Source organism: Micromonospora sp. B9E7 (assembly GCF_039871815.1).
GTDB lineage: Bacteria > Actinomycetota > Actinomycetes > Mycobacteriales > Micromonosporaceae > Micromonospora.
In genome coordinates, this window is sequence record NZ_JBDPLX010000003.1 from 334,193 (window position 1) to 355,844 (window position 21,652).

The following is a 21,652-nucleotide window of genomic DNA, read 5'->3' on the forward strand; positions in this document are numbered from 1 at the left end:
ATACTGCCAAAGATGGAACAACCAAGAATGAGTGTAACGTCATCCGTGTTGGTGTGCCCGACCATTGGCACCGGCGAAACCGCCCCTCAGACCAGGCCGGCGTCGTGCACGAGCAGGGCCACCTGGACCCGGTTGTTGAGGTCGAGGCGGGTCAGCAGCCGGGAGACGTACGCCTTCACCGTCGCCACGCTCATGAACAACTCCCCGGCGATCTCCGCGTTGGTGTGGCCCCGCCCCAGCGCGACCGCCACCTGCCGCTCCCGCTCGCTGAGCCCGGTGAGCAACCGCAGCGCCCGCTCCCGGCGCGGGTCGGGGCCGACCGGGCCGGGGTCGGCGGCGGTCACGTGGGCGATCAGCGTCCGGGTCACCGTCGGGGAGAGCGTCGCCTCGCCGGCGGCCACCCGGCGTACGGCGTGCACGATCTCCGCCGGCGGGGTGTCCTTGAGCAGGAAGCCGGCCGCCCCGGCGCGCAGCGCCCGCAGCACCTGCTCGTCGGCGTCGAAGGTGGTCAGCACCAGCACCTCCGGCGGGTGCGGCTGGGCACGCAGCGCCTCGGTGGCCGTCAGCCCGTCCACCCGGGGCATCCGGATGTCCATCAGCACCACGTCCGGGGCGTACGCGGCGACGGCTGCGGGCACCTCGGCACCATCGGCCGCCTCGCCGACCACGGTCAGGTCCGGCAGGCCGCCGAGGATCATCGAGAGCCCCGCCCGGACCAGCGCGTCGTCGTCCACGATCAGCACGCGCACCGACGGCACGACCGACTGCGGCCCCGCCGCACCGGAAGGGCCGGTCTCGCCGGAAGGGTCGGCCGCATTGGAAGGGCCCGCCCCGTCTGGCGCGCCGGTCACGCCGGCCACGGCAGCCAGGCGGCCAACCGGAAGTCGCCGGCGTCGTCCCGACCGTAGGCGAGCCGGCCGCCGGCCAGGGTGACCCGCTCGCTGATGCCGACCAGGCCGGTGCCCGCACCCGGCAGGGTGCCGCCGGTGGGCGCACCGACCGGCCACCGGTTGCCGATCGCCACGGTCAGGCCGGCACCCGGCCCGCCGGCCACGTCCACGGTGACCGCTGCGCCGGCCGCGTGCTTGCGGGCGTTGGTCAGCCCTTCCTGCACGATCCGGTACGCCGCCCGGCCCAACGCCGCCGGCACCTCCCCCGGCTCGGCGACGCTGTCGCTGACGTTGACCCGCACCCCGGCCGACCGCGACTCGGCGATCAGGGCCGGCAGATCGGCGAGGGTCGGCTGGGGCGGCTCCGGGGCGTCGTCGCCACCGTCCTCGGCCCGGAGCACCCCGATCACCTCCCGCAGATCCTGAAGAGCGGCGTGCGCGCTGCCCCGGATCACCCCGGCGGCGCGGGCCACCTCGTCGGCCGGCGCGTCCGGCCGGAACTCCAGCGCACCGGCGTGCAGGCTGAGCAGTGAGATCCGGTGCGCCAACACGTCGTGCATCTCCCGGGCGATCCGGGTGCGTTCGAGGTGGCGGGCCTGGGCGACCCGCAGCTGCTGCTCGGCCTCGGCCCGCTCGGCCCGCTCCCGCAGCGACACGATCAACTGTCGGCGGGCCCGGACGAACATCCCCCAGGCCAGCACGGCGACAGTGATCACGACGCCCCAGGCGACGGTGGCCCAGTAGGGCATGGCCGGATCCGGACGAGTCCAGCTGAAGACCAGGTTGGTGAGGAGCCCGGTGCCGGTGACCGCCACCGCGACGGCGGTGCGCCGGTGCACCACGACGGTGAAGTAGAGGATCAACAGCGGGATGGCGGCGGCCATCGAGAACAGGTTCAGCGGCAGGGTAGCCACCGCCAGCCCGAGCGGCCAGCGCCGACGCAGCCAGAGCAGCCCGCAGCAGACCAGCCCGAGCAGCGCGTCCACGCCGGTCATCCAGTCGTGCGGGAGCGGGATCGCCATCGCCGGATCCGGCGACAGGGCGTCCGCGGTGGCGAACAGCACCCAGAGCAGGCTGATCAGGAAGGCCAGGGTGTCGACAGCCCAGTCCCGGGTGGTGCGCCGGGGTCGCCGGGTCGCCGCGTCCGGGCTGGCCGCGCCGGCCAGCGCCCCGGGCAGCAGCCAGGGGTGTTCCGGGACGGCGAGGCTGGTCACGGCACCATGCTAGGCAGCCGACGGGCGACACGACCAGCTACCAAAGTCGAGATCCGATGATCGACCAAGGTCGACGCGGCACCGACCGGTGGCCGCAGCGGATGGCCGGGCGGCGCGGGCAGGCTCAACCGCATGATCACCGTGGAGAACCTCACCAAGCGATACGGGCCACACCCGGCCGTGGACGACGTGTCATTCCAGTGCGAGCCGGGCACCGTCACCGGCTTCCTCGGCCCCAACGGGGCGGGCAAGTCGACCACCATGCGCATGATCTGCGGGCTCACCGCGCCGACCGCCGGCCGCGCCACCGTCTCCGGGCACCCGTACCGGGAGCTGCCCAACCCGGGGCGGGAGGTCGGTGTCCTGCTGGACGCCTCCGCCCAGCACGCCGGGCGCACCGGCCGCGAGGCGTTGACGCTGTCCGCGTACACCATGGGTCTGGACCGCCGCGAGGTCGCCGCGAAACTCGACCTGGTCGGGTTGAACGCGGTGGCCGCGAAGCGTCGGGTACGGGCGTACTCGCTGGGGATGCGCCAGCGGCTCGGCCTGGCGCACGCGCTGCTCGGTGACCCCCGGGTGCTGATCCTCGACGAACCGGCGAACGGCCTGGACCCGGAGGGGATCTTCTGGATGCGCGGCCTGCTGCGCGACTTCGCCGACCGGGGCGGCACCGTGCTGCTCTCCTCCCACCTGCTGCGCGAGGTGGAGGCGGTCGCGGACCGGCTGGTGGTGATCGGGGGTGGCCGGATCGTGGCCCAGGGCGACAAGAACGAGCTGCTGGCCGGCGGCGGCACGCTGGTCCGGGCCCGCGACGGGGCGGCGCTGCGCCGGGCGTTGGACGCCGCCAACCTGAGCGCCGCCGACAGCTCCGAAGGGCTGCTCGTGCAGGCCGACGCCGAGGCGGTCGGCCAGGCCGCCGCCGATGCCGGCGTCGCGCTGGCCGAGCTGCGCCCCGCCGACGGCGGCGGCCTCGAACAACTCTTCCTCACCCTGACCGCCGGCGAATCCACCAAGGAGGCCGTCCGATGACCACCACCACCGCGCCCGCCGCCGGCGCCGTCGCGCCCCGGCACCATTCCCCGGTACGCCGACCGTCGCTGCCCCGGCTCACCGTCGTGGAGCTACGCAAGCTCGTCGACACCCGGGCCGGACGCTGGCTGCTGATCACCATCGGCCTGATCGCCGCCGTGGTCGTCACCCTCCAGTTGATCTACGCCGAGGACGCCGACCAGACGTTCGCCAACTTCTTCGTCCCCTCCCTGCTGCCGGTGGGGGTGCTGCTGCCGGTGCTCGGCATCCTCTCGATCACCAGCGAGTGGTCGCAACGGACCGCCCTCACCACGTACGCCCTGGTGCCCCGCCGGGAGCGGGTGGTGACCGCCAAGCTGGCCGCGGTCATGGTGGCGGCGCTGGCTTCGGTGCTGGCCAGCCTCGCCCTCGCCGCCGTCGGGACGTTGGTCGCCTCCGCCATCGGCGGCGCGGGCAGCTGGCAGCTCGACGGGTCGCTGATCGTGAACGCGCTGATCCTCCAGGTCACCAACGTGCTGATCGGCGCCGCCTTCGGTCTGCTGCTGCTCAACCCGCCCCTGGCCATCGTCGGCTACTTCCTGCTGCCCACCGTCTGGGGAGTGCTCGGCGAGATGGTCCGGCCCCTGCGCGGCCCCTCCGAGTGGCTGGACACCAGCAAGACCATGGAACCGCTGTTCAGCAGCGACGCCCTCACCGGGGAGCAGTGGGGGCGGATAGCGGTGTCCCTGCTGGTCTGGCTGGTCCTGCCGCTGGCCGCCGGGCTGTTCCGGACGCTGCGCCGCGAGGTGTCCTGACCATGGACACGGCCGGCTACCGACCACGAACCGTGGTCAGCGGCGGCCCGGTGGAGCTGGCGGTCCTGTGGGGTGGATTCCCACTCCTCGGCGCGGGCGCCGGATGGCTCCTCGCGGCAGCGACGGGCTGGCTCACCCGGCTGCCCTGGGTGCCGTTCGGCGACCTGATCGAGTGGCTGGACCGGCTGCCCGAGCCGCAGGCCACCACCGGCAGCGTCGCCGTGGGAGTCCTCGCCGGCCTGGTCATCGCCGGAATCGGCACCGCCGAACGGCTGATCGTCACCGTCGACCCGGCGCAGGTCCGGCTACGCCGCTCCGACCAGGACCGGGCCGTCGCCCGGGTCGACACCCGGGTGGTCTTCCTCGCCGACAAGCACCTGGTGCTGCTCGACGGCGACGGCGCGGAACTGGTCCGGGAGCCGACGGACCTGCCGGCCGAGCGCCTGGCGGCGGCGTTCCGGACGCACGGCTGGGGTTGGGCGGACGGCGACCCGCACCGGTCGGCGTACCGGCTGTGGGTGCCCGACCTGCCCGGGTTGCCGGCCGGCGCGGACGCGCTGCTGCGTGCCCGCGACCGGGCGATGGATCGGGACCGCCGCGACGACGCCCGAGAGTTGCGCCGGGAGTTGGGTCTGCTCGGGGTGGTGCTGCGCGACGAGGGCAAGCGGCAGTACTGGCGGCTGACCGCGCGGGCGGTCACTGCGGGGCCGGAGCAGTCGACTTCGGCCGAGCGGGGGCCGGACGGGCGGTAGCGTCTGTCCCAGCAGACCCTGGGAGCCGCACGATGATCGAACAGCAGCCGTACCGGGTGGTGTCCCGACACCCCGGGTTCGAGCTGCGTCGGTACCCGGCCCACCTGGTGGCCGAGATGCAGGTCCAGGCCTCGTTCACCCGGGCGCCGATCGAGGCGTTCCGACCGCTGGCCGGCTACCTCGGCGGCGCGAATCGGGCCCGACGCCCGATCGGTGCGGCCGAGCCGACAACCTCGGCGGCCAGCGGCTCGGAGAAGATCGCCATGACCGTGCCGGTGGTCCAGATCGAGGGCGACTGGCCGGGCGCGTACCTGATCCAGTTCGTCCTGCCGGCCACCTGCACCGCGGCGACCGTGCCCGAGCCGGTGGATGCCCGGGTACGGGTCCGCGAGGTTGCGGCACAACTGGCGGCGGCCATGCGTTTCTCCGGACGGTGGACCGAGCAGACGTTCGGCCGACGGGCCACCATGCTCGGCCGGTCGGTGACCGCGGCCGGGCTGCAACCCACCGGCGCCGTCCGGTACGCACGCTTCGACCTGCCGTGGAAGCCGTGGTTCCTGCGCCGCAACGAGGTCGTGCTGCCGGTCGTCGAGTGAGCGGCGCTCCCGCTCAGGGGGCACGATCATCCGACGACGCCGGCCGGGGTCCGCGCGGGGCGGTGACGCAGTGACCGCCACGTCGGCAACACGCTCGCCAGCACGGCGAGCAGCAGGCACAGCCCCACCACACCGGCGATCACCGACCAGGGCACCACCAGGTCGACGGACGCGCCGACCTGTTCGGCCAGGCCGGCGCGGATGCTGAGCAGGCCGACGAACGCGACCGCGCCACCGAGCAGCGCGCCGATCAGGACCACCAGGGCGGACTCGGCGGTGACCAGCCAGACGACCTGCCGGCGGGTCGCCCCGGCCAACCGGATCAGCCGCAGGTCCGCGACCCGGCCGGCGGCGGACAGCAGCAGCGTGTTGGCCACCGCGATGGCCCCGTAGCCGGCCGACACACCGATCAGCAGCAGCGTGAACAGCCAGACGAGGCGGTCCTCGGCGGCGTCCGCCTCGGCCGCCCAGGTGGCGACGTCCACGATCCGCGCGCCGGCCGGCGGATCGATCCGGTCCCGGACGTACACCGTGGAGGTCAACGCCGACGGGTCGTGCGCCCGCACCACGGCCCGGGGCACGAGCAGGTCGCCGGGGAGCGAGTTGTCGGTGACCACCGCGACGACGCGCAACGGCACCACCGTCCCGTCGGCGAAGACCAGCTCGTACGGCGCGGACGGCAGCAGGTTCGCCGAGGCGGTGACCACCACCGTGTCGTTGCCCCGCAGGTCCTCCAGGGAGCCGGCGACGACGGTGAGTGCCCGGTTCGCGGCGGCGAAGCCCGTCGGGTCGACACCGAGCGCGGTCAGCGGCCGGTTCACCGTCCGCGTTCCGGGATCGGTGCGGTAGACGGTGGCCGGCAGCAGGGCGGTGCCCCCGGTCGCGGCGACCGCGGCATCCGACAGACCTGGCGCCCGGTCCGGTACGACGATCCAGCCGGCGTTCACGTTGTCCGCCCGGCCCGCCGCGTACGCGGCGGTGGTGGTCCGCACCATCCCGGCCACCAGCACCGCGAAGGCGACCGTGAGCAGCACCGGCGCGGCGACCGAGGCGGTCCGCCGGGTGGCGGTCAACGCCCCGCCCCGGACCAGCATCCCGATCGCGCCACCGGGCCGGCGCACCGGGGACCGCAGCAGCCGCACCACCGGCCCGACCACCGCCGGAGAGAGCACTGTGGCACCGGCCACCAGGGCCATCACCGCGTACAGGGCGTACGACGCCGCCACGCGGGCCTCGTCCGCGGTCGCCGTGCCGACGCTCAGAGCGATCCCCGCCGCGACGAGCAGCGCCCCGGTGGCGACTCGGGCACGCCCGATCGGTCGCTGCTCGACCGCGGCCTCGCGCAGCGCCTCCAACGGGCGGACCCGCGCCGCCCGGCGCGACGCCGACCATACCGCCAGCAACGCGATCACCGGCCCGGCGGCGAGCGAGACCGCGACCGGCCAGAGGGCATAGCGGACCCGGAATGTCGTCGGTTCGTAGCCGACGTCGACAAGCAGTCGACCCAACACCGGGGCGAGCACCACGCCGACCAGCAGACCGACCAGCCCCGCGCTGACGCCGACGACGAGCGCCTCGGCGTACACCAGGCGGCGGACCTGCCGTGGGGTGGCGCCGACGGCGCGTAGCAGGCCCAGCTCACGGCGGCGCTGCGCGATGGTGAACGCGAAGGTGGAGGAGACCACGAACACCGTGACGAAGCCGGCGAGGGCTGCCGTGGCGGTGAGCACCTGCATGCCGATCCAACGGGTCCGGGCGTCGTTCGGCGGCTCCAACGCGCCGCGCGCGTCGCCGGTCAACACCCGACCGTCGCCGCCGACGACACCGCGAGCCGTCGCGGCGACCCGCTCCGGGTCGGCGCCCGACGCGAGGACCAGCCCGATGGCCCGGACGCCGGGCGCGAGCGCGGCGGCGACCTCGTCCGCGACATGGACGCCGGGCCCGTCGACCAGACCGGTGACGGTGTACGCCTCCGGTCCCGACCCCGTCAGCAGGGTGACCGGCGCGCCGGCGCGCAGTCCGAGCGCACGGTCGACCACCACCTCGCCGGGCTTGCGCGGCGGCTCACCGGCGGTGAGGCGCAGTCCACCCAGCTGTGCGCTGGACCAGCCGTGCCCCTGCTGGGCGTCCTCCCGCCGGGTGTCGGCGGCGGAGGGTCGGCCGTCGATGAGCGGCTGGGCGTAGAAGGTCCGGTCCGGTACCGCCGCCACGACGCCCGGCAGACCGGCCAGCCTGCCGACGAGTCCCGCCGCCGTGGTGGCGGACCACGGCCGGGTCGGGACGAACTGGTCGGCCGAGGCACCCGCTTCGGGGCTCTGCACCACTACTGTGGCCCGCGCCAGCCGGTCCGGCACCTGCGGGCGCCCGGAGGCGAGCAGCAGGGTGGCGGTCGCGACCAGCGCGACCCCGATGGCGACGGCCACGAACGCGCTGGTCGACCGTCGGACGCTCAGCACGACCGCTCCCCGGCCGTCTCGACGGCGTGCCGCGACGAGCCCGCCGGGTCCGCCTCCCGTTCGGCGATCCGCGCGGCGACGACCGCGGCGGAGATATCGCCGTCCAACTCGTCGACGACGCGGCCGTCGGCGAGCAGGAGGACCCGATCGGCGTACGCGGCGGCGGTGGGATCGTGGGTCACCATCACCACGGTCTGGCCGTGGTCGTCGACGAGCGCGCGCAGCAGCCGAAGCACCTGCCGGGACGCCGCACTGTCCAGCGCCCCGGTCGGCTCGTCGGCGAAGACCACCGCCGGGCGGGTGATCAACGCTCGGGCCACGGCGACACGCTGTTGCTCACCACCGGACAACTCACTCGGCCGGTGCCCGGCCCGGTCGGCCAGTCCCACCGCGTCGAGGGCGGCGGTGACGTCCCGGGCCGGTGGGCGGCGGCCGGCCAGCCGCAACGGCAATTCGACGTTCTGCGCGGCGGTCAGCGTGGACACCAGGTTGAACGCCTGGAACACGAACCCGATCCGGTCGCGGCGAAGCCGGGTCACCTCGTCCTCGCCGAGTTCGTCGAGGCGGGCGCCGTCGATGGTGACGCTCCCCTCGGTCGGGCTGTCCAGCCCCGCCGCGCAGTGCAGCAGGGTGGACTTTCCCGAGCCGGAGGGGCCCATCACCGCCGTGAACGTCCCAGTCGCGAAGCTCGTCGTCACGCCGTCCAGCGCCGTCACCCGCCGGGTTCCGGTGCCGTACACCGCGCGCAGCCCCGTCAGGGTCACCGTGTGTGTGGTCATGACCACCACAGTGCCGACTGTGGCAGGTGCCGCGCGTCGTGCCGGCGCGGACAGTTTCCGCCCCTCCCCCGGGCGGAGTCGGAGGCCCGCTTCCGCCGGCACGTCGTCCTGCGGGATGACCGCCCGTGGGTGGACGCGGCCCGACCAGCCGGCCGATACGGTCGGACAGGTGACCGCTCCCCTGCTGACCCGACGGCTGCGGCCAGTGGATCTGTACATCGTGGACGCCCTGCTGGCCGTGGCGGTCGGTGGGCTGCTCTGCCCGTACGCGGCACTGGAGTCACCGCTGCACGGCGGCGTACGCGAACCGCTCTGGGTGTCCGTGCTCGTCGGGATGGCCCTCGGGCTGCCGCTGGCCGTACGCCGCCGGTGGCCGATGACGGTGGCCGCCGTGATCAGCTCCGTCGCCACCGTCGCCCTGGTCACCGGGGTGATCCCGAACTTCGCCGCTGCCGCGCCGGCACTCGCCATCGGCCTGTCCTTCTACACGGTCGCGGCGTCGACGACCACCCGCCGCTCGATGCGGTGCGCAGCGGGCTGTCTCGCGCTGGTGAGCGTCGCCCTGGTGCTGACGGCGGGTGATCTCTGGTCGCGGACCGGTGCGGTCGTCTACGCCGTCGTCATGATCGCGCCCGCCTGGGTGATCGGGTGGCTGGTCCGGGAGCGCCGAGCCCTCGCCGCCCGGCAGAGTGACCACCTGGTCAGCCAGGCCACCGCGGAGGAGCGACTGCGGGTGGCGCGCGAGTTGCACGACGTGGTTGCCCACACGCTGAGTCTCATCGTGGTGAAGGCAGCCGTCGCCAACCACGTCGCCGAGGCGGATCCCCGCGAGGCGGGCGCCGCCCTGCGGGTGATCGAGGAGACCGGCCGCAACGCCCTGGCCGACGTCCGTCGGGTGCTCGGCGTACTGCGTGAGGGCACCTCGTACGCCCCGACACCCGGGCTGGACGAGTTGCCCGCGCTCGCCCGGCAGGCGGCGATCGGCGGTGTCGACGTACGCCTCGACGTCCGGCGGGAGGCACCCGGCAGCACGGTCCCGGAGTCGGTGGGCCTGGCGGTGTACCGGATCGTGCAGGAGGCGGTGACCAACGTGGTGAAGCACGCGGCCCCGGCCGTCTGCCGGGCTACGGTGACCGTCACGCCCGGCGAGGTACGGGTGGAGGTGACCGACGACGGCCGGCGTCCGGTCGTGACCGGCGGGGAGGGGCACGGGTTGATCGGCATGCGGGAACGGGTGGCGTTGCACGGTGGGGAGTTCCGCGCCGGGCCATGCTCGAACGGCGGTTTCGCGGTGACGGCCAGCCTGCCCTACCGGGTGGCCGCGTGATCCGCGTGCTGATCGCCGACGACCAGGCGCTGCTGCGCGGCAGCTTCCGACTGCTGGTCGATCTCGCCCCGGACTGCACCACTGTCGGGGAGGCGGGAACCGGGGTGGAAGCCGTCGCGTTGACCGGGCAGCACCGGCCGGACGTGGTGCTGATGGACGTACGGATGCCGGAGATGGACGGCATCGAGGCGACCCGACGGATCTGCGCCGACCCGGCGACCGCCGGCACCCGGGTCATCATCCTGACCACGTTCGACCTGGACGAGTACGTCTACGGTGCGTTGCGCGCCGGAGCCAGCGGGTTCCTGCTCAAGGACACCCCACCGGCGGATCTGCTGTCCGGCATCCGGGTGGTCGCCGCCGGTGAGGGGCTGCTCGCGCCGACGGTGACCCGCCGGCTGATCGACGAGTTCGCCCGGCGAGCGGAGCCGGCCCGGCCGCTGCCCCGCCAACTGGCCGGCGTGACCGATCGGGAACGGGAGGTGCTCGCGCTGATCGCCCGGGGCCTGTCCAACGCGGAGTTGGCCACGCACCTCAGTCTCAGCCCGGCCACGGTCAAGACCCACGTCGGGCGGTTGTTGACCAAGCTGGGGGTGCGGGACCGCGCGCAACTGGTCATCGTCGCCTACGAGACGGGTCTGGTCGGTCCCGGTGGTTCGCGGCCGGCCGACCTACGCTGAGCGGGCCGGCCGTACCGAGGAGGAGCAATGACCCGCTACGTCGCCCTGCTGCGCGGGGTCAACGTCGGCACCACCCGACTGGCGATGGCCGACCTGCGCCGCATCGTCACCGACCTCGGCCACGGGGACGTGAAGACGTACCTGCAGAGCGGCAACGTGGCCTTCGGCAGCACCGTGCGCGACGCGGAGAAGCTGGCCGCCGGGATCGGGCGGGCGCTCGTCGACGAGTTGGCGTTGACCGTGCCGGTGCTGGTGCGCAGTGGCCGGGAGTTGGCGGCGGTGGCCGGCGGCAACCCGTACGCCGACCGGGAGGACGACCCGACGCGGCTGCTGGTGGCCTTCCTGGCGACCGCGCCCGAGCCGTCCACCGTGGATTCGCTGAGCGTGCCCGGTGGGGAGAACGTGTCGTTCACGGTGACCGGCCGGGAGGTCTACCTGCACTACGTCGACGGCGGTTACGGGCGGTCGAAGTTCACCAACGCGTACCTGGAGAAGAAGCTCGGCGTGGTGGCGACCACCCGCAACTGGAAGTCGGTGCGGGCCCTGGCCGAGATGGCCGCCGGCTGACCCGGTGGGGGTCGCGGCCCTGCGACCCCCACCGGCGCTGCTTAGAAGTGGTACGCGGTCTCGTACTCGGGCACCAGCACCCGGCTGCGCGGTGAGATCCGGCGGATCGCCGCGATCATGTCGTTCAACCGGGTGCGGTCGGTCTCGGCGACCGGCGGCGGGTTCCTCAGCTCCGTCTCGAAGTTGTCGTAGTGCACCGGCACCACGACCTTCGGGTAGTCCAGCCCGGCCAGCAGGCGGGGCAGGTAGTCCCCGGTCGTGGTGGCGTTCTGCATGGCCACCATCGCCACGTCCGGCGCCAGCCCGGTGAGATTCCGCTCGGCGACGTCGCTGGCCCCGGTGAAGTAGACCGACGGGCCGCCGTCGACCCGCAGCAGGTAGCCGAGCGTGTCGCCCTCCGGCAGGTCCGCGATGGTCGCCGGCTGCGCGGGCTGACTCAACCGCACCCCCGGGAAGGCCACCGAGTACGACGGGTTGCGGCTGTGCAGCGAGCCGACCACCTCGACGGAGTGGTCGCCGAAGTCCAGCACCTCCCCGCCCTTGACGGCGCTGAGCTGCGTCGACGGCAGCCCGTAGGCCAAACCCAGGTGGTACGCGGTAAGCGTGCCGAAGACCCGCGCGCCGGTGCGCTTCGCGATGTACGGCACGTCCATGAAGTGGTCCCAGTGGGTGTGCGTGACCAGCACCGTCATGGCCCGGTCGACGCGCGGGTCGATCACGTCGGTGCGCACGGTCAACGCCTTGGCCGGGTTGAACGCGCCGGTGAACAGCCCGGTGTCGATCCGGCTGAGGAACGGGTCGACGAGGACCGTGCGGTCGGCGATGTCGACGCGCCAACCGGCCGTACCCCACCAGCGGAAGCTGACCGCGCCCTTGCGGCGAGTGGACGGGGCGGGTGCGGCGGCGGGCGGCGCGGCCTGGGCCGGGGTGACCGAGCCGGCGGCGAGCCCGCCGGTGGTGACCAGGGCGGTGGTGGCGGCGGTGTCGCGCAGGAAGCGTCGGCGGTCGAGACTGGGCATGCGGGTCTACTCCCCGTGGTCGGGCGATTGGTCGACACGAGCCAACCAGCGCCACCGGGCCGCAGTCCAAGATCGAAGACGACCAGCTCCGATACGCCACCGCATATCAGTCCTGTTCAGTGGGTGTGCGCCGACGCTCCGGCGGCGGCGAAATCAGTCGCCGCGCAGCGCCTCGACGGCCGTGCGGGCGGCCTCCCCCATCGCCAGGTCCACGTCGATCCGGCGCGGAGCCAACTGGTCGGCACGGGCGAAGACGGCGATCGCGTACCGGCCACCGTCGGGGTATTCCGCGACCCCGGCCTCCAGGTGCAGGCCGGGCAGGGTGCCGGTCTTACCGGAGACCCGGACGCCGGGCGGGAACCCGGCGGCCAGCCGGGTCCAGAAGATCTGCCGGGCCATCCAGGTGCGGACCATCGCGCAGGCAGCCGCCGGCCCGGCCTCGTCCCGCCAGATCAGGGTGAGCAGGCGGGTGATCTCCCGGGCGGTGCTGGAGGTGGTGTGCTCCGGGTCGAAGACCCGCATCGCCCGGATCCGGTCCGCCGGCAACGTGGGGAAGATCCGGGCGAAGTCCGCCTCGGTCCGGGCGCCCACGTCGGCGAGCATCAACTCGACCAGTTCCCGGGGACCACCCCGGATGCGGGTACGGGTCAGCCCCAGCTCGGCGGCGAGCATCGGGAGCAGGTCCGGGCCCACCCGGCGCAGCAGCAGGTCGGCGGCCGTGTTGTCGGTGACCGACATGGCGAAGTACGCGAGGTCGCGCAGCGACACCTCGGCGTCGTCGGTGCAGCCGGCCAGACCCCACCCGCCGAGCCGGTCGGCGGCGGTGACCAGGACCCGTTCGGTGGGGTCGAGTTGACCGGCCTCGACCTGCCGGGCGAACTCCAGCACCAGCAGGACCTTGAAGATCGAGGCGATCACCACCTGCTCGTCGGCCCGCATCCCGACCTCCCGAGCAGCGCCGCCCGGGCCGGCCACGGTCAGGTCCACGGCGTCCAGGTCGACAGCGTGCAGGCTGGCGGTCACCCCGGCGGCGGCGAAGATGGCCTCGATGCGTTCGTCCACGTCCACGTCAGCACGCTATCCAGCGGCCCGATACCAGCGCTGGCGTAGGGTCGCGGCCGTGGATCTGCTCCGGCACCTGCGGCACTTCGTGGTCGTCGCCCACGAGTTGCACTTCGGGCGGGCCGCCGACCTGCTCGGGATGGCCCAGCCGCCGCTGAGCCAGTCGATCCAGCGCCTGGAACGGGAGTTGACGGTCGAGTTGTTCGACAGGTCCCGCCGCCAGGTGCGCCTCACCACCGCCGGTGAGCTGCTGCTCGGTGAGGCGGAGGAGTTGCTCGCCGGTGAGGGTCGACTGCGCAACCTGATGGGGCAGATCCGTGCTGGTGAGCTGGGCGTACTCCGGGCCGGGGTGCCGCCGGAGACGCCCGCGGTGACGCTGCGGGCGCTGCTGGACGGGCTCACCACCCGGGCGCCGGGCCTGGACGTGGAGCTGCACGAGCTGACCACTTCCGAGCAGGTACGCATGCTCGCCGAGCGGACCCTGGACGTGGGGCTCGTACACCATCCGGTGGCGGGGGACGGGCTGCGCTTCGGCGCCCCTGTCGACGTACCCCTGGGGGTGTTGCTGCCGCGCACCTCGCCGCTGGCCCGCGGTCGGGAGGTGGCGCTCGCGGCGCTGGCCGGTCTGGATCTGGTGGCCGCGCCCCGGGCCACCGCGCCTGGCTGGCACGACCACGTGTTGGCGGTGTGCCGACAACACGGTTGGCGACCGGGCCGGGTACGCCCGGCCCGCAACCCGGAGTTCCTCTTCGGGTTGGTGCTGGCCGGCGGTGGGGTGGCCGTGGAACCGGCGGCGGTGGCCCGTCGTGAACCCCGGATCGCCTGGCGGCCGATCGTCGGCGCGCCACTGGCGAAACGCACCTCGGCGGCCTGGCCGGACCGGTCGGCACACCCGGCGGCCTCGATGTTCGGGCAGCTCGCCGCCGAGGTGCTGGCCGACGCCGAGCCCGTCGCGCCGGCACCGGCCGCGACATCGGCACCGGCGGCGCGGCCCTGGCCGGTGCTCTTCGACACGACCGGGTGAACCATCCCGACGTTGCGCTCGTCACCCCGCGTTGTGCGGTGATTCGACCTGCCACCCGGGTATGGATGACAGGCAACGACTATGACGCGAAGGAGCCGTAGTGGCCAACACGATCCCCGACATCAGCCTGAACGACGGCACCACCATTCCGCAGCTCGGCTTCGGGGTGTTCCAGATCGAGCCGAAGGACACCGTCGCGGCGGTGACCACCGCCCTGGAGACGGGCTACCGGCACATCGACACCGCCGAGATGTACGGCAACGAGGCCGAGGTCGGCGAGGCGGTACGGGTGTCCGGCCTCGACCGGGGCTCGGTCTACGTGACCAGCAAGCTGAACAACGGCTTCCACCGCCCCGACGACGCCCGCCGGGCGTTCGACTCGACGCTGGCGGCGCTGAAGATGGACTACATCGACCTGTTCCTGATCCACTGGCCGCTGCCGACCCTGTACGACGGCGACTACGTCTCGACCTGGAAGACGCTGGAGGAGTTCCAGCGCGACGGCCGGGCCCGCTCGATCGGCGTGTCGAACTTCCAGGTGTCGCACCTGCAGCGGCTGGCCGACGAGGCGAGCGTCGTGCCGGCGGTGAACCAGATCGAGGCGCACCCGTACTTCACCAACGACGAGGTCCGTGCCTACGGTCAGGCGCACAACATCCTCACCGAGGCCTGGTCGCCGATCGCGCAGGGCAAGGTGCTGGACGACCCGACGGTGGTCGACCTCGCCGAGCAGCTCGGCCGGACCCCGGCGCAGGTGGTGCTCCGCTGGCACGTGCAGCGCGGCGACATCATCTTCCCGAAGTCGACCACCCCGAAGCGGATCGAGGAGAACACCCGGATCTTCGACTTCGAGCTGGACGACACCGCGATGGAGCGGATCACCGCGCTGAACCAGGGCGAGGCCGGGCGGCAGGGCCCGAACCCGGACACCTTCGCCTACCTGCCCAGCTGACCTGAGCCGCATCGGCGGGTGATGTTCCGCTGTACGGCGTAACGCGAGGGCCGCTTTCGGCGCAGATGACAAGGGGGCCCAGCCGGGCCCCCTTCTTCGTGTGTGAAAGGACCGCCCCCGGCGATGTCGTTGCGCCGCATCATCCTGGCTCCGCTGTCGTTGCTCCTGTTCGCTTCGGCGGCCTGCGCCCCGAGCCAGGCCGCCGAGGTTCCCCGCTGGTCCGCGCCCTCGGTGTCGGCCTCGCCGACCCCGCCGGAGCCGCGCCCGGCACCCACCTCCAGCGCCGAGGTCCGCACCAGGGTGACCGGGGCGATGCTGAACCTGGACGCGAAGTTCCACCCGGAGACCGCCCAGTACACCGAAGAGAACACCGAGGCATGGAAGCTGATCTCGTTGTGCAGGGCTAGCCTGCCGTCGGACATCAAACGCACCGCCTACCGGGAGCGGGTTTGGGACGGCGAGAACGTGTGGGTCCGGCAGTACGTGGTCGGCTACCTGAAGGTGCCCGGCCGCAAGCTCGCCGACGAACTGCGGTCCGTCCTCGCGACGTGCAAGCACTACGAGGTGCCCGACGACGGGCGCACCTCGACCATCCTGCGGCCGTCGCCCCCGCCACTGCCCAACGGCCCGGATGTGATCACCTTCTGCGAGCGGCTGAGCGGGAAGTCGATCCGGCACCAGTGCACGCTCGTCCTGGTACGCGGCAACTTCGTCATGCAGGTGGACGCCGCCAACAGCAACGGCGACCTGGCGGCCGGCACCGCACTGATCGCGAAGATCGCGCCGCTGGCGGTGGCCGCCTTCGAAAAGGCCGTCTGACCGCCGCCGCGGGACGGGTGCCACTGCTGCCGCGCCCGCCCCGCCCCCCGGCGGGCGACCCCCCTGGTCAGATCCGGCCCACGGAGTCCTGGTTCTGCAACACCAGCCACCGGCCGTGCTGGTAGGTGTAGCTGACCCCGATCAGCAGCGGCACCCTGGTGCCGGTGGCCGGCACCGCGTAGACGGAGTCGAACAGCACGAAGCCGGTCCGGCAACCCGCCACGGTCTGTTTCGCCACGCTGAAGGACTGGGTCCACGAGTCGTCGGCGAAGAACCCGCGCAGCCACTCCACGGTGGCCGGTTTGCCGTCGAGCACCTCACCGTCGGAGGCGAAGACGGAGGTGACCTCCGGGTGCAGCAACGCGGCAAAGCCGTCCAGGTCGCGCCGTTCGGTGGTCTCCACGTACGCGCGGACGGCGCGGTCGAAGGCGCGCTCGCAGCCGCGGGCCGCGGCGTCGCCGCTTGTCGTGTCGGCCGGGCCCAAAGTGGCGGCCGACACTGCGGCAGGAGCAGCTGCCAGTAGACCGGCGGTGAGCCCGATCAGGGCGATAGTGCGGCCGAGCCGGCCGGCGGGACGGGCGGAGGCAGGTGGGCGCATCGGTTTCTCCTCAGGACGAGTGCTGTTGCCGTCGCAGCCAACCCGACCCGCCACGCCGCCGGGTACTGATTCGAACCAGTTCGAATGCCGACCGCACATCGGCGCCACCGCTTGTACGATCCGGGCTGTGATGGTCGCGCATCTGGACGGCCCGAGCCTCGCCCGGCTTCGGTTGGCGATCTCGCCGGCCTCGGAGGTGACGTCCTGGCTGCGGGCAGCGCTCTCGCGCTTCGGGCACCCGGTGCACGGCGACGCCGGTCCGGCCGCCCGCGCCGCGCTGCGGCACCCCGACGTGGCCCTGGTCGCGGAGCTGGTGATGCCGCCCGGCCGGTTCGGCTACACGCCGGACCTGCTCACGCCGAAGCCGCCGCTGGGGCCGCTCGACGCGGCCTTCGACCAGCAGTTGGCGGCCACGGCGGCGACGCCCGCCGAGGAGGTGGTCGCACAGGTGAACGAGCGGTTCCCGGCGGGCGGAATGCCGGCCCGGGTCCGCACGGCGGTCGAGAACGGCACGCTGACCCGGCGGGTCGCCGACGGGCTGCGCCACTTCTGGCAGGCCGCGCTCGCCGAGCAGTGGCCGGCGGTGCGGGCCACGCTGGAGGCCGAGCTGGCCGTGCGGGCCACCGCGATGGCCACCGCCGGAGTGGGCAGCATGCTCAACAGCCTGCACCCGAAGGTCGGCTGGACCGGCAGTTCGTTGACCATCGACAGCTCGTACCGAACCACCACCACGCTGACCGGCGCGGAGCTGGTGCTCGCGCCGTCGGCGCTGGCCTGGCCTCAGCTCTCCACTCAGCTCTGCGACGAGGGCAACGCCGTGCTGGTCTACCCGATCGGCACCGGGCCGACGGACCAGCGCCGGGCGGATCGGCTCGGTGACCTGGTCGGCGCGAGCAGGGCGGCGATCCTGGCGGACCTGGACGTCCCCCGGTCCACCGGGCAGCTCAGCGAGCGACACCGGTTGGCCCCGGCCACCGTCTCCTACCACCTGGGGGTGCTGCTGCGCTCCGGCCTGGTGGTGCGCAGCAGGGAGCGGCACAGCGTGCTCTACCGGCGCTCCGACCACGGGGACGGGCTGGTCGGCTGCCGCTCAGGTCAGGGCGCGACGCGCTCGGCGAGCCGGCGGAACACCGCCTGGGTCGGCGAGTCGGGCTCGGGTACGTAGACGATCAGCCGCTGCTCGGTCTCCGGTACCAGCAACACCCGGCACTCGAACTCCAACGACCCCAGGTGGGGATGCGGCACCCGCTTGATCACCGGACGGCGTTCCTCCACCTCGTGCTCGGCCCAGAGCTGGGCGAACCGAGGTGAGGTGCCGAGCAGCTCGGTGACCAGATCACGGATCGCCGGGTCGCCCGGGTAGCGGCCATAGGCGGCCCGCAGGTCCGCCACCGTGCTGTGCACGAACCGGCGGGCGTCGGCATCGGCCCAGTGGCCCTCGGTGAACGGCTGCCGGAACGTCCAGCGGATCATGTTGCGCTCCGCGTCCGGCACGGCCGCGAGGTCCCCCAGGAAGTGCGTGGCCAGGCGGTTCCAGGCCAGCACGTGGTAGGCGGCGTCGACGAGGTACGCCGGGGTCTCGGTCAAGGCGTCGAGCAGGTGCCGCAGCCCGGGAGTCACCTCCCGGCTCGGGCCCACGGTCGGCGGGGGGTTCTCCCCGGCGATCCGGAACAGGTACTCGCGCTCGTCCCGGCTCAACATCAGCGCCCGGGCCATCGACGCCAGCACCTGACGCGACGGGTGCGGCCCGCGGCCCTGCTCCAACCGGATGTAGTAGTCGATCGACATGCCGGCGAGCTGGGCCACCTCCTGTCGGCGCAGCCCGGGCGTACGTCGGCGTCCACCCTCGGGGAGCCCGACCTCGGCCGGCCGCAACCGGGCGCGGCGGGTACGCAGGAACGCCGCCAGTTCGTCACGCCGCAGGCCGCTGCTCGTCATGCCCCCAGCATGCCTCTGTCCGGGCCGGCCAGGGTGGTACCGCCGGTCCCAGCCTCGGCCCGTCTCTCCCCGGGTGCCGTCGGCACAGACAGGCTCGACGGCATGACGAACACGATCGCCCTGATCACCGGGGCCAACAAGGGGATCGGCTTCGCCACCGCCCGGCAGCTCGGCGCCCTCGGAATGACAGTGCTGGTGGGCGCACGGGACGCCGAGCGGGGTCGGGCAGCCGAACGGGAACTGCGCGACGGCGACGCGGACGCGGTGTTCGTGCCGCTCGACATCACCGACACCGAGTCGGTGACGGCCGCCGCGAAGCGTGTGGAGTCGGAGTACGGCCGGCTCGACGTGCTGGTCAACAACGCTGGCATCGTCCTCGCCGACGGTGCGCGAGGGCTGCCCAGCGAGACGACGGTGGCGACGCTGCGCCGGCTGTACGAGACGAACGTCTTCGGCGTGGTGGCGGTGACCAACGCGCTGCTGCCGCTGCTGCGCCGGGCACCGGCCGCCCGCATCGTCAACGTGTCGAGCGAGGTCGGCTCGATCGCGGTGATGACCGACCCAAACGGCGCGCTGTTCGAGCTGACCTCGGTGCCGTACCCGTCGTCGAAGGCGGCGCTGAACATGCTCACCGCGATGTACGCCAAGGAGCTGCGGGACACCCCGATCAAGGTGAACGCGGCGAACCCGGGCTACTGCGCCACCGACCTCAACAGCAACAGCGGCTTCCGCACGGCCGAACAGGGCGCCGAGGTGAGCGTGCACCTGGCCACCCTGCCGGCGGACGGCCCGAGCGGGCTGCTCTGGGGCTTCCAGATGGACGCCGGCGGCGGGTACGGCGTGCTGCCCTGGTGACGATGGGCGCTTGACCTGGAGTGCGCTCCAGCCGGCACTGTGACTCGTGCGCCCACCGGTAGGGCGCACGAGAGGAGACCCCCATGCGGTACCGCACGATCGGCGCCGACCCGGCGACCCGGCGCGAGGTCAGCGTGCTCAGCCTCGGCGCGATGCTCTTCGGCAGCGCCACCGACGAGGCCACCTCGTACGCGATCCTCGACCGGTACGTCGAGGCCGGCGGCACGTTCATCGACACGTCGGACAACTACGCGTTCTGGGTGGACGGTGGGCAGGGCGGGCAGAGCGAGGAGCTGCTCGGCCGGTGGCGGCGCAGCCGGGGCGTCGGCGCCGAGATCGTCATCGCCACCAAGCTGGGCGCCCGACCGCTGGCCCCGGGGACCAGCTACCTGGACAACGCCGAGGGCCTCTCCGCCAAGGTGATCCGCGAGTCCGCGGAGCGCAGCCGGGAACGGCTCGGGGTGGAGCGGCTGGACCTGCTCTACGCGCACATCGAGGACCGGACCGTGCCGCTCCAGGAGACCGTGGAGGGCTTCGCCGAGCTGGTCGCCGAGGGCACTGTGGGTCTGCTGGGCGCCAGCAACCACCGGGCCTGGCGGGTGGAGCGGGCCCGCGCGTGGGCCGCCGCCGCCGGCCTGCCGGGGTACGAGGTGCTCCAGTACCACCGCAGTTACCTGCCGAACCGCACCGACCTGATCAGCGAACTGGACCCGGACGGCGAGCCGGGCGGCGTCAGCGGTGACCTGCTCAGCTATCTGCGTGCCGAGCCCGAGCTGACCCTGGTGGCGTACTCGCCGCTGCTCAAGGGGGCGTTCACGCGGGCGGACAAGCCGCTCAGCTCGGCGTACGACCTGCCGAGCGCGCCCCGACGACTGGCCGCGCTGCGGGAGGTGGCCGAGCAGACCGGTGCCACGGTCAACCAGGTGGTGCTCGCCTGGTTGCTGGGCGGCGAGCTGCCGTCCATCCCGCTGGTGGGCGCCTCGTCCGTTGCGCAACTGGAGGAGAGCCTGGCAGCGGTCGACCTGGAGCTGACCCCCGAGCAACGGCACCGCCTCGACACCACCTGGTGACCTGTCACCGGCAGCCCCGCCGACCTCAGCTCACCGTCGGTGGGGCGGTCAGGTCGAGCTGCCAGTCGTTGGCCCGCATCATCTGCCCCGGCGGGTATTCGAAACCGGTCTCGCCGAGCAGCGTGAAGCCGGCCTTGCGGCAGACCGCGTTGGAGGCGGGATTGTCGACCGACGGATAGGCGTGCGCGTGGCGCCGGTCCCGTCGGGCGCGGGCCACGTCGAGGGCCGCGAGCACCGCGGCGGTGGCCAGGCCCTTTCCCCGGTACGCGGGCAGCACCGCCCAGCCCAACTCGTACACCGGCTGCTCGCGCCACTCACGGGCCCAGTAACCGACGCTGCCCGCCCGTGTCCCGTCCGGCAGCACCAGCGTGAACATGCAGCCCTGCTCGGTGCCGGAGAAGTGCACGTACCGGTCGTGCCGGGCGAGCACCTGCTCGTCGGTCTCCGGGCCGCCGGTGTGCTTGCGGGTGTCCGGTGAGTTGAGCTGCCGCAGCAGGTCGAGGTCGTCCTCGTGCCACGGCTCGATGCGTACCTGTGCCATTCCGCCCCCGTTCGTCGACACCCAGTCAAGCCGATCCCACCGACATTTCGCCCCGACACGCGCCCGCTAGATCGGATCTAGCGGGCGCGTGTCGTCACCTCGCGCCTTCAGTGTGGAAGGGGGGTGGGCCGTGGCACCGTTACGGATCGCCGTGATCGTCGGCAGCACCCGGGAGGGGCGGGTCGGCGACCGGCTGGCGCACTGGTTCGTCGAGCAGGCCGCACGGCACGACGACCTGACGGTGACGGTCGTTGACCTGACCGAGTACGACTTCCCGGCCAGCTATCCCGCCGAGCCGACCGCGTCCATCCGGGCGTTCGTGCACGAGGTGGGCCGGGCGGACGCATTCGTCGTGGTCACCCCCGAGTACAACCACAGCTTTCCGGCACCCTTGAAACAAGCAATCGACTACGCGTACGACGAGTGGCAGGCCAAACCGGTCGGCTTCGTGTCGTACGGCTCTCGGTCCACCGGCCTGCACGCCGTCGACCAGTTGCGCACGGTATTCACCGCGCTGCACGCGATGACGGTGCGCGACGTCGTCGGGATCGACCTGCTCGCCGGAGAGCCGACCCTGCAGTGCGCCGACGAGCTGCGCCGCGACGCGCGTGTCCTGCTCGACCAGCTCCGCTGGTGGGGTCTGGCCCTGCGCGACGGCCGGGCGGCTCGGCCCTACGTCTCCTGAACACG

General features: G+C 73.0%; 23 protein-coding genes. 14 read left to right on the top strand and 9 right to left on the bottom strand.

What is annotated here, in order from left to right:
• Window positions 1-86 precede the first annotated feature (86 nt).
• Together ABGB10_RS06770 and ABGB10_RS06775 are read right to left on the bottom strand one after the other, a co-directional pair.
• Window positions 87-758, bottom strand: coding sequence for a response regulator transcription factor (locus tag ABGB10_RS06770; RefSeq protein WP_347660153.1), 672 nt, complete (start codon window positions 756-758; stop codon window positions 87-89).
• Window positions 759-847: 89 nt separating this feature from the next.
• Window positions 848-2,104: a histidine kinase gene (locus ABGB10_RS06775; RefSeq protein WP_347659980.1), complete on the bottom strand. Its 1,257-nt coding sequence runs from the start codon at window positions 2,102-2,104 to the stop codon at window positions 848-850.
• A 132-nt stretch (window positions 2,105-2,236) separates the two neighbouring features.
• Here ABGB10_RS06775 and ABGB10_RS06780 point away from each other — a divergent pair, with 132 nt between their 5' ends.
• The 4 genes from ABGB10_RS06780 to ABGB10_RS06795 are packed head-to-tail and all read left to right on the top strand — an operon-like array spanning window position 2,237 to window position 5,275.
• Entirely contained in the window at window positions 2,237-3,133 is an 897-nt protein-coding gene (locus ABGB10_RS06780) for an ATP-binding cassette domain-containing protein (RefSeq protein WP_347659981.1), read from the top strand.
• Window positions 3,130-3,927, top strand: coding sequence for an ABC transporter permease (locus ABGB10_RS06785; RefSeq protein ID WP_347659982.1), 798 nt, complete (start codon window positions 3,130-3,132; stop codon window positions 3,925-3,927). Before ABGB10_RS06780 ends, ABGB10_RS06785 begins: the two co-directional genes overlap by 4 nt.
• 2 nt (window positions 3,928-3,929) lie before the next feature.
• The gene (locus ABGB10_RS06790; protein ID WP_347659983.1) at window positions 3,930-4,679 is read left to right on the top strand and encodes a hypothetical protein; all 750 of its coding nucleotides are present in this window, start codon (window positions 3,930-3,932) and stop codon (window positions 4,677-4,679) included.
• Between the two features lie 32 nt (window positions 4,680-4,711).
• Window positions 4,712-5,275, top strand: a complete 564-nt coding sequence (locus tag ABGB10_RS06795; protein ID WP_347659984.1) for a heme-binding protein — start codon at window positions 4,712-4,714, stop codon at window positions 5,273-5,275.
• A gap of 26 nt (window positions 5,276-5,301) precedes the next feature.
• Here ABGB10_RS06795 and ABGB10_RS06800 read toward each other — a convergent pair whose 3' ends face one another.
• Window positions 5,302-7,731 (bottom strand): FtsX-like permease family protein, encoded by a 2,430-nt coding sequence (locus ABGB10_RS06800; RefSeq protein WP_347659985.1) that lies wholly within the window; start codon window positions 7,729-7,731, stop codon window positions 5,302-5,304.
• The gene (locus tag ABGB10_RS06805; RefSeq protein ID WP_347659986.1) at window positions 7,725-8,510 is read right to left on the bottom strand and encodes an ABC transporter ATP-binding protein; all 786 of its coding nucleotides are present in this window, start codon (window positions 8,508-8,510) and stop codon (window positions 7,725-7,727) included. The genes ABGB10_RS06800 and ABGB10_RS06805 overlap by 7 nt, the downstream gene beginning before the upstream one ends.
• Before the next feature lie 169 nt (window positions 8,511-8,679).
• Between ABGB10_RS06805 and ABGB10_RS06810 the strand changes: the two genes are divergently transcribed.
• From ABGB10_RS06810 to ABGB10_RS06820, 3 genes are read left to right on the top strand one after another with little or no spacing between them, the layout of a single operon-like run.
• Window positions 8,680-9,837 (top strand): sensor histidine kinase, encoded by a 1,158-nt coding sequence (locus ABGB10_RS06810; RefSeq protein ID WP_347659987.1) that lies wholly within the window; start codon window positions 8,680-8,682, stop codon window positions 9,835-9,837.
• Window positions 9,834-10,517: a response regulator transcription factor gene (locus tag ABGB10_RS06815; RefSeq protein ID WP_347659988.1), complete on the top strand. Its 684-nt coding sequence runs from the start codon at window positions 9,834-9,836 to the stop codon at window positions 10,515-10,517. Before ABGB10_RS06810 ends, ABGB10_RS06815 begins: the two co-directional genes overlap by 4 nt.
• Window positions 10,518-10,544: 27 nt before the next feature.
• Entirely contained in the window at window positions 10,545-11,084 is a 540-nt protein-coding gene (locus tag ABGB10_RS06820) for a DUF1697 domain-containing protein (protein ID WP_347659989.1), read from the top strand.
• A 41-nt stretch (window positions 11,085-11,125) separates the two neighbouring features.
• On the opposite strand, the gene ABGB10_RS06825 is transcribed toward ABGB10_RS06820, so the two are convergent.
• Together ABGB10_RS06825 and ABGB10_RS06830 are read right to left on the bottom strand one after the other, a co-directional pair.
• On the bottom strand, window positions 11,126-12,103 hold the full coding sequence (locus tag ABGB10_RS06825) for an MBL fold metallo-hydrolase (protein ID WP_347659990.1): 978 nt from the start codon (window positions 12,101-12,103) through the stop codon (window positions 11,126-11,128).
• Between the two features lie 153 nt (window positions 12,104-12,256).
• Complete coding sequence (locus ABGB10_RS06830; RefSeq protein ID WP_347659991.1) at window positions 12,257-13,171, bottom strand: serine hydrolase; 915 nt, start codon at window positions 13,169-13,171, stop codon at window positions 12,257-12,259.
• A gap of 52 nt (window positions 13,172-13,223) precedes the next feature.
• Here ABGB10_RS06830 and ABGB10_RS06835 point away from each other — a divergent pair, with 52 nt between their 5' ends.
• From ABGB10_RS06835 to ABGB10_RS06845, 3 genes are all read left to right on the top strand, one after another.
• Window positions 13,224-14,189, top strand: a complete 966-nt coding sequence (locus tag ABGB10_RS06835; RefSeq protein ID WP_347659992.1) for a LysR family transcriptional regulator — start codon at window positions 13,224-13,226, stop codon at window positions 14,187-14,189.
• 100 nt (window positions 14,190-14,289) lie between these two features.
• On the top strand, window positions 14,290-15,141 hold the full coding sequence (locus tag ABGB10_RS06840) for an aldo/keto reductase (protein ID WP_347659993.1): 852 nt from the start codon (window positions 14,290-14,292) through the stop codon (window positions 15,139-15,141).
• 123 nt (window positions 15,142-15,264) lie between these two features.
• Complete coding sequence (locus ABGB10_RS06845) at window positions 15,265-15,960, top strand: hypothetical protein (RefSeq protein ID WP_347659994.1); 696 nt, start codon at window positions 15,265-15,267, stop codon at window positions 15,958-15,960.
• 67 nt (window positions 15,961-16,027) lie between these two features.
• On the opposite strand, the gene ABGB10_RS06850 is transcribed toward ABGB10_RS06845, so the two are convergent.
• The gene (locus ABGB10_RS06850; protein ID WP_347659995.1) at window positions 16,028-16,558 is read right to left on the bottom strand and encodes a nuclear transport factor 2 family protein; all 531 of its coding nucleotides are present in this window, start codon (window positions 16,556-16,558) and stop codon (window positions 16,028-16,030) included.
• A gap of 130 nt (window positions 16,559-16,688) precedes the next feature.
• Between ABGB10_RS06850 and ABGB10_RS06855 the strand changes: the two genes are divergently transcribed.
• Window positions 16,689-17,723 carry a DUF5937 family protein gene (locus ABGB10_RS06855; protein WP_347660154.1) on the top strand — a complete coding sequence of 345 codons (1,035 nt, stop codon included), beginning with the start codon at window positions 16,689-16,691 and terminating at the stop codon, window positions 17,721-17,723.
• On the opposite strand, the gene ABGB10_RS06860 is transcribed toward ABGB10_RS06855, so the two are convergent.
• A complete protein-coding gene (locus ABGB10_RS06860; RefSeq protein ID WP_347659996.1) occupies window positions 17,654-18,496 on the bottom strand; it encodes a helix-turn-helix transcriptional regulator in 843 nt (280 codons plus the stop codon). The genes ABGB10_RS06855 and ABGB10_RS06860 overlap by 70 nt on opposite strands.
• Window positions 18,497-18,598: 102 nt before the next feature.
• Between ABGB10_RS06860 and ABGB10_RS06865 the strand changes: the two genes are divergently transcribed.
• Window positions 18,599-19,351 carry an SDR family oxidoreductase gene (locus tag ABGB10_RS06865; protein ID WP_347659997.1) on the top strand — a complete coding sequence of 251 codons (753 nt, stop codon included), beginning with the start codon at window positions 18,599-18,601 and terminating at the stop codon, window positions 19,349-19,351.
• 83 nt (window positions 19,352-19,434) lie between these two features.
• Window positions 19,435-20,421, top strand: a complete 987-nt coding sequence (locus tag ABGB10_RS06870; protein WP_347659998.1) for an aldo/keto reductase — start codon at window positions 19,435-19,437, stop codon at window positions 20,419-20,421.
• Between the two features lie 25 nt (window positions 20,422-20,446).
• Here the strand turns inward: ABGB10_RS06870 and ABGB10_RS06875 are convergent, their stop codons facing one another.
• Window positions 20,447-20,962, bottom strand: coding sequence for a GNAT family N-acetyltransferase (locus tag ABGB10_RS06875; protein ID WP_347659999.1), 516 nt, complete (start codon window positions 20,960-20,962; stop codon window positions 20,447-20,449).
• A gap of 130 nt (window positions 20,963-21,092) precedes the next feature.
• Between ABGB10_RS06875 and ABGB10_RS06880 the strand changes: the two genes are divergently transcribed.
• The gene (locus ABGB10_RS06880) at window positions 21,093-21,647 is read left to right on the top strand and encodes an NAD(P)H-dependent oxidoreductase (protein WP_347660000.1); all 555 of its coding nucleotides are present in this window, start codon (window positions 21,093-21,095) and stop codon (window positions 21,645-21,647) included.
• The last annotated feature ends 5 nt before the right edge of the window (window positions 21,648-21,652 follow it).

Excerpts from the sequence above, each read along its gene's own strand:
- ABGB10_RS06780 (WP_347659981.1), top strand. The coding sequence starts at position 2,237 with ATGATCACCGTGGAGAACCTCACCAAGCGATACGGGCCACACCCGGCC.
- ABGB10_RS06785 (WP_347659982.1), top strand. The coding sequence starts at position 3,130 with ATGACCACCACCACCGCGCCCGCCGCCGGCGCCGTCGCGCCCCGGCAC.
- ABGB10_RS06790 (WP_347659983.1), top strand. The coding sequence starts at position 3,930 with ATGGACACGGCCGGCTACCGACCACGAACCGTGGTCAGCGGCGGCCCG.
- ABGB10_RS06795 (WP_347659984.1), top strand. The coding sequence starts at position 4,712 with ATGATCGAACAGCAGCCGTACCGGGTGGTGTCCCGACACCCCGGGTTC.
- ABGB10_RS06805 (WP_347659986.1), bottom strand. The coding sequence starts at position 8,510 with ATGACCACACACACGGTGACCCTGACGGGGCTGCGCGCGGTGTACGGC.
- ABGB10_RS06820 (WP_347659989.1), top strand. The coding sequence starts at position 10,545 with ATGACCCGCTACGTCGCCCTGCTGCGCGGGGTCAACGTCGGCACCACC.
- ABGB10_RS06825 (WP_347659990.1), bottom strand. The coding sequence starts at position 12,103 with ATGCCCAGTCTCGACCGCCGACGCTTCCTGCGCGACACCGCCGCCACC.
- ABGB10_RS06845 (WP_347659994.1), top strand. The coding sequence starts at position 15,265 with ATGTCGTTGCGCCGCATCATCCTGGCTCCGCTGTCGTTGCTCCTGTTC.
- ABGB10_RS06850 (WP_347659995.1), bottom strand. The coding sequence starts at position 16,558 with ATGCGCCCACCTGCCTCCGCCCGTCCCGCCGGCCGGCTCGGCCGCACT.
- ABGB10_RS06855 (WP_347660154.1), top strand. The coding sequence starts at position 16,689 with ATGGTCGCGCATCTGGACGGCCCGAGCCTCGCCCGGCTTCGGTTGGCG.
- ABGB10_RS06860 (WP_347659996.1), bottom strand. The coding sequence starts at position 18,496 with ATGACGAGCAGCGGCCTGCGGCGTGACGAACTGGCGGCGTTCCTGCGT.
- ABGB10_RS06865 (WP_347659997.1), top strand. The coding sequence starts at position 18,599 with ATGACGAACACGATCGCCCTGATCACCGGGGCCAACAAGGGGATCGGC.
- ABGB10_RS06870 (WP_347659998.1), top strand. The coding sequence starts at position 19,435 with ATGCGGTACCGCACGATCGGCGCCGACCCGGCGACCCGGCGCGAGGTC.
- ABGB10_RS06875 (WP_347659999.1), bottom strand. The coding sequence starts at position 20,962 with ATGGCACAGGTACGCATCGAGCCGTGGCACGAGGACGACCTCGACCTG.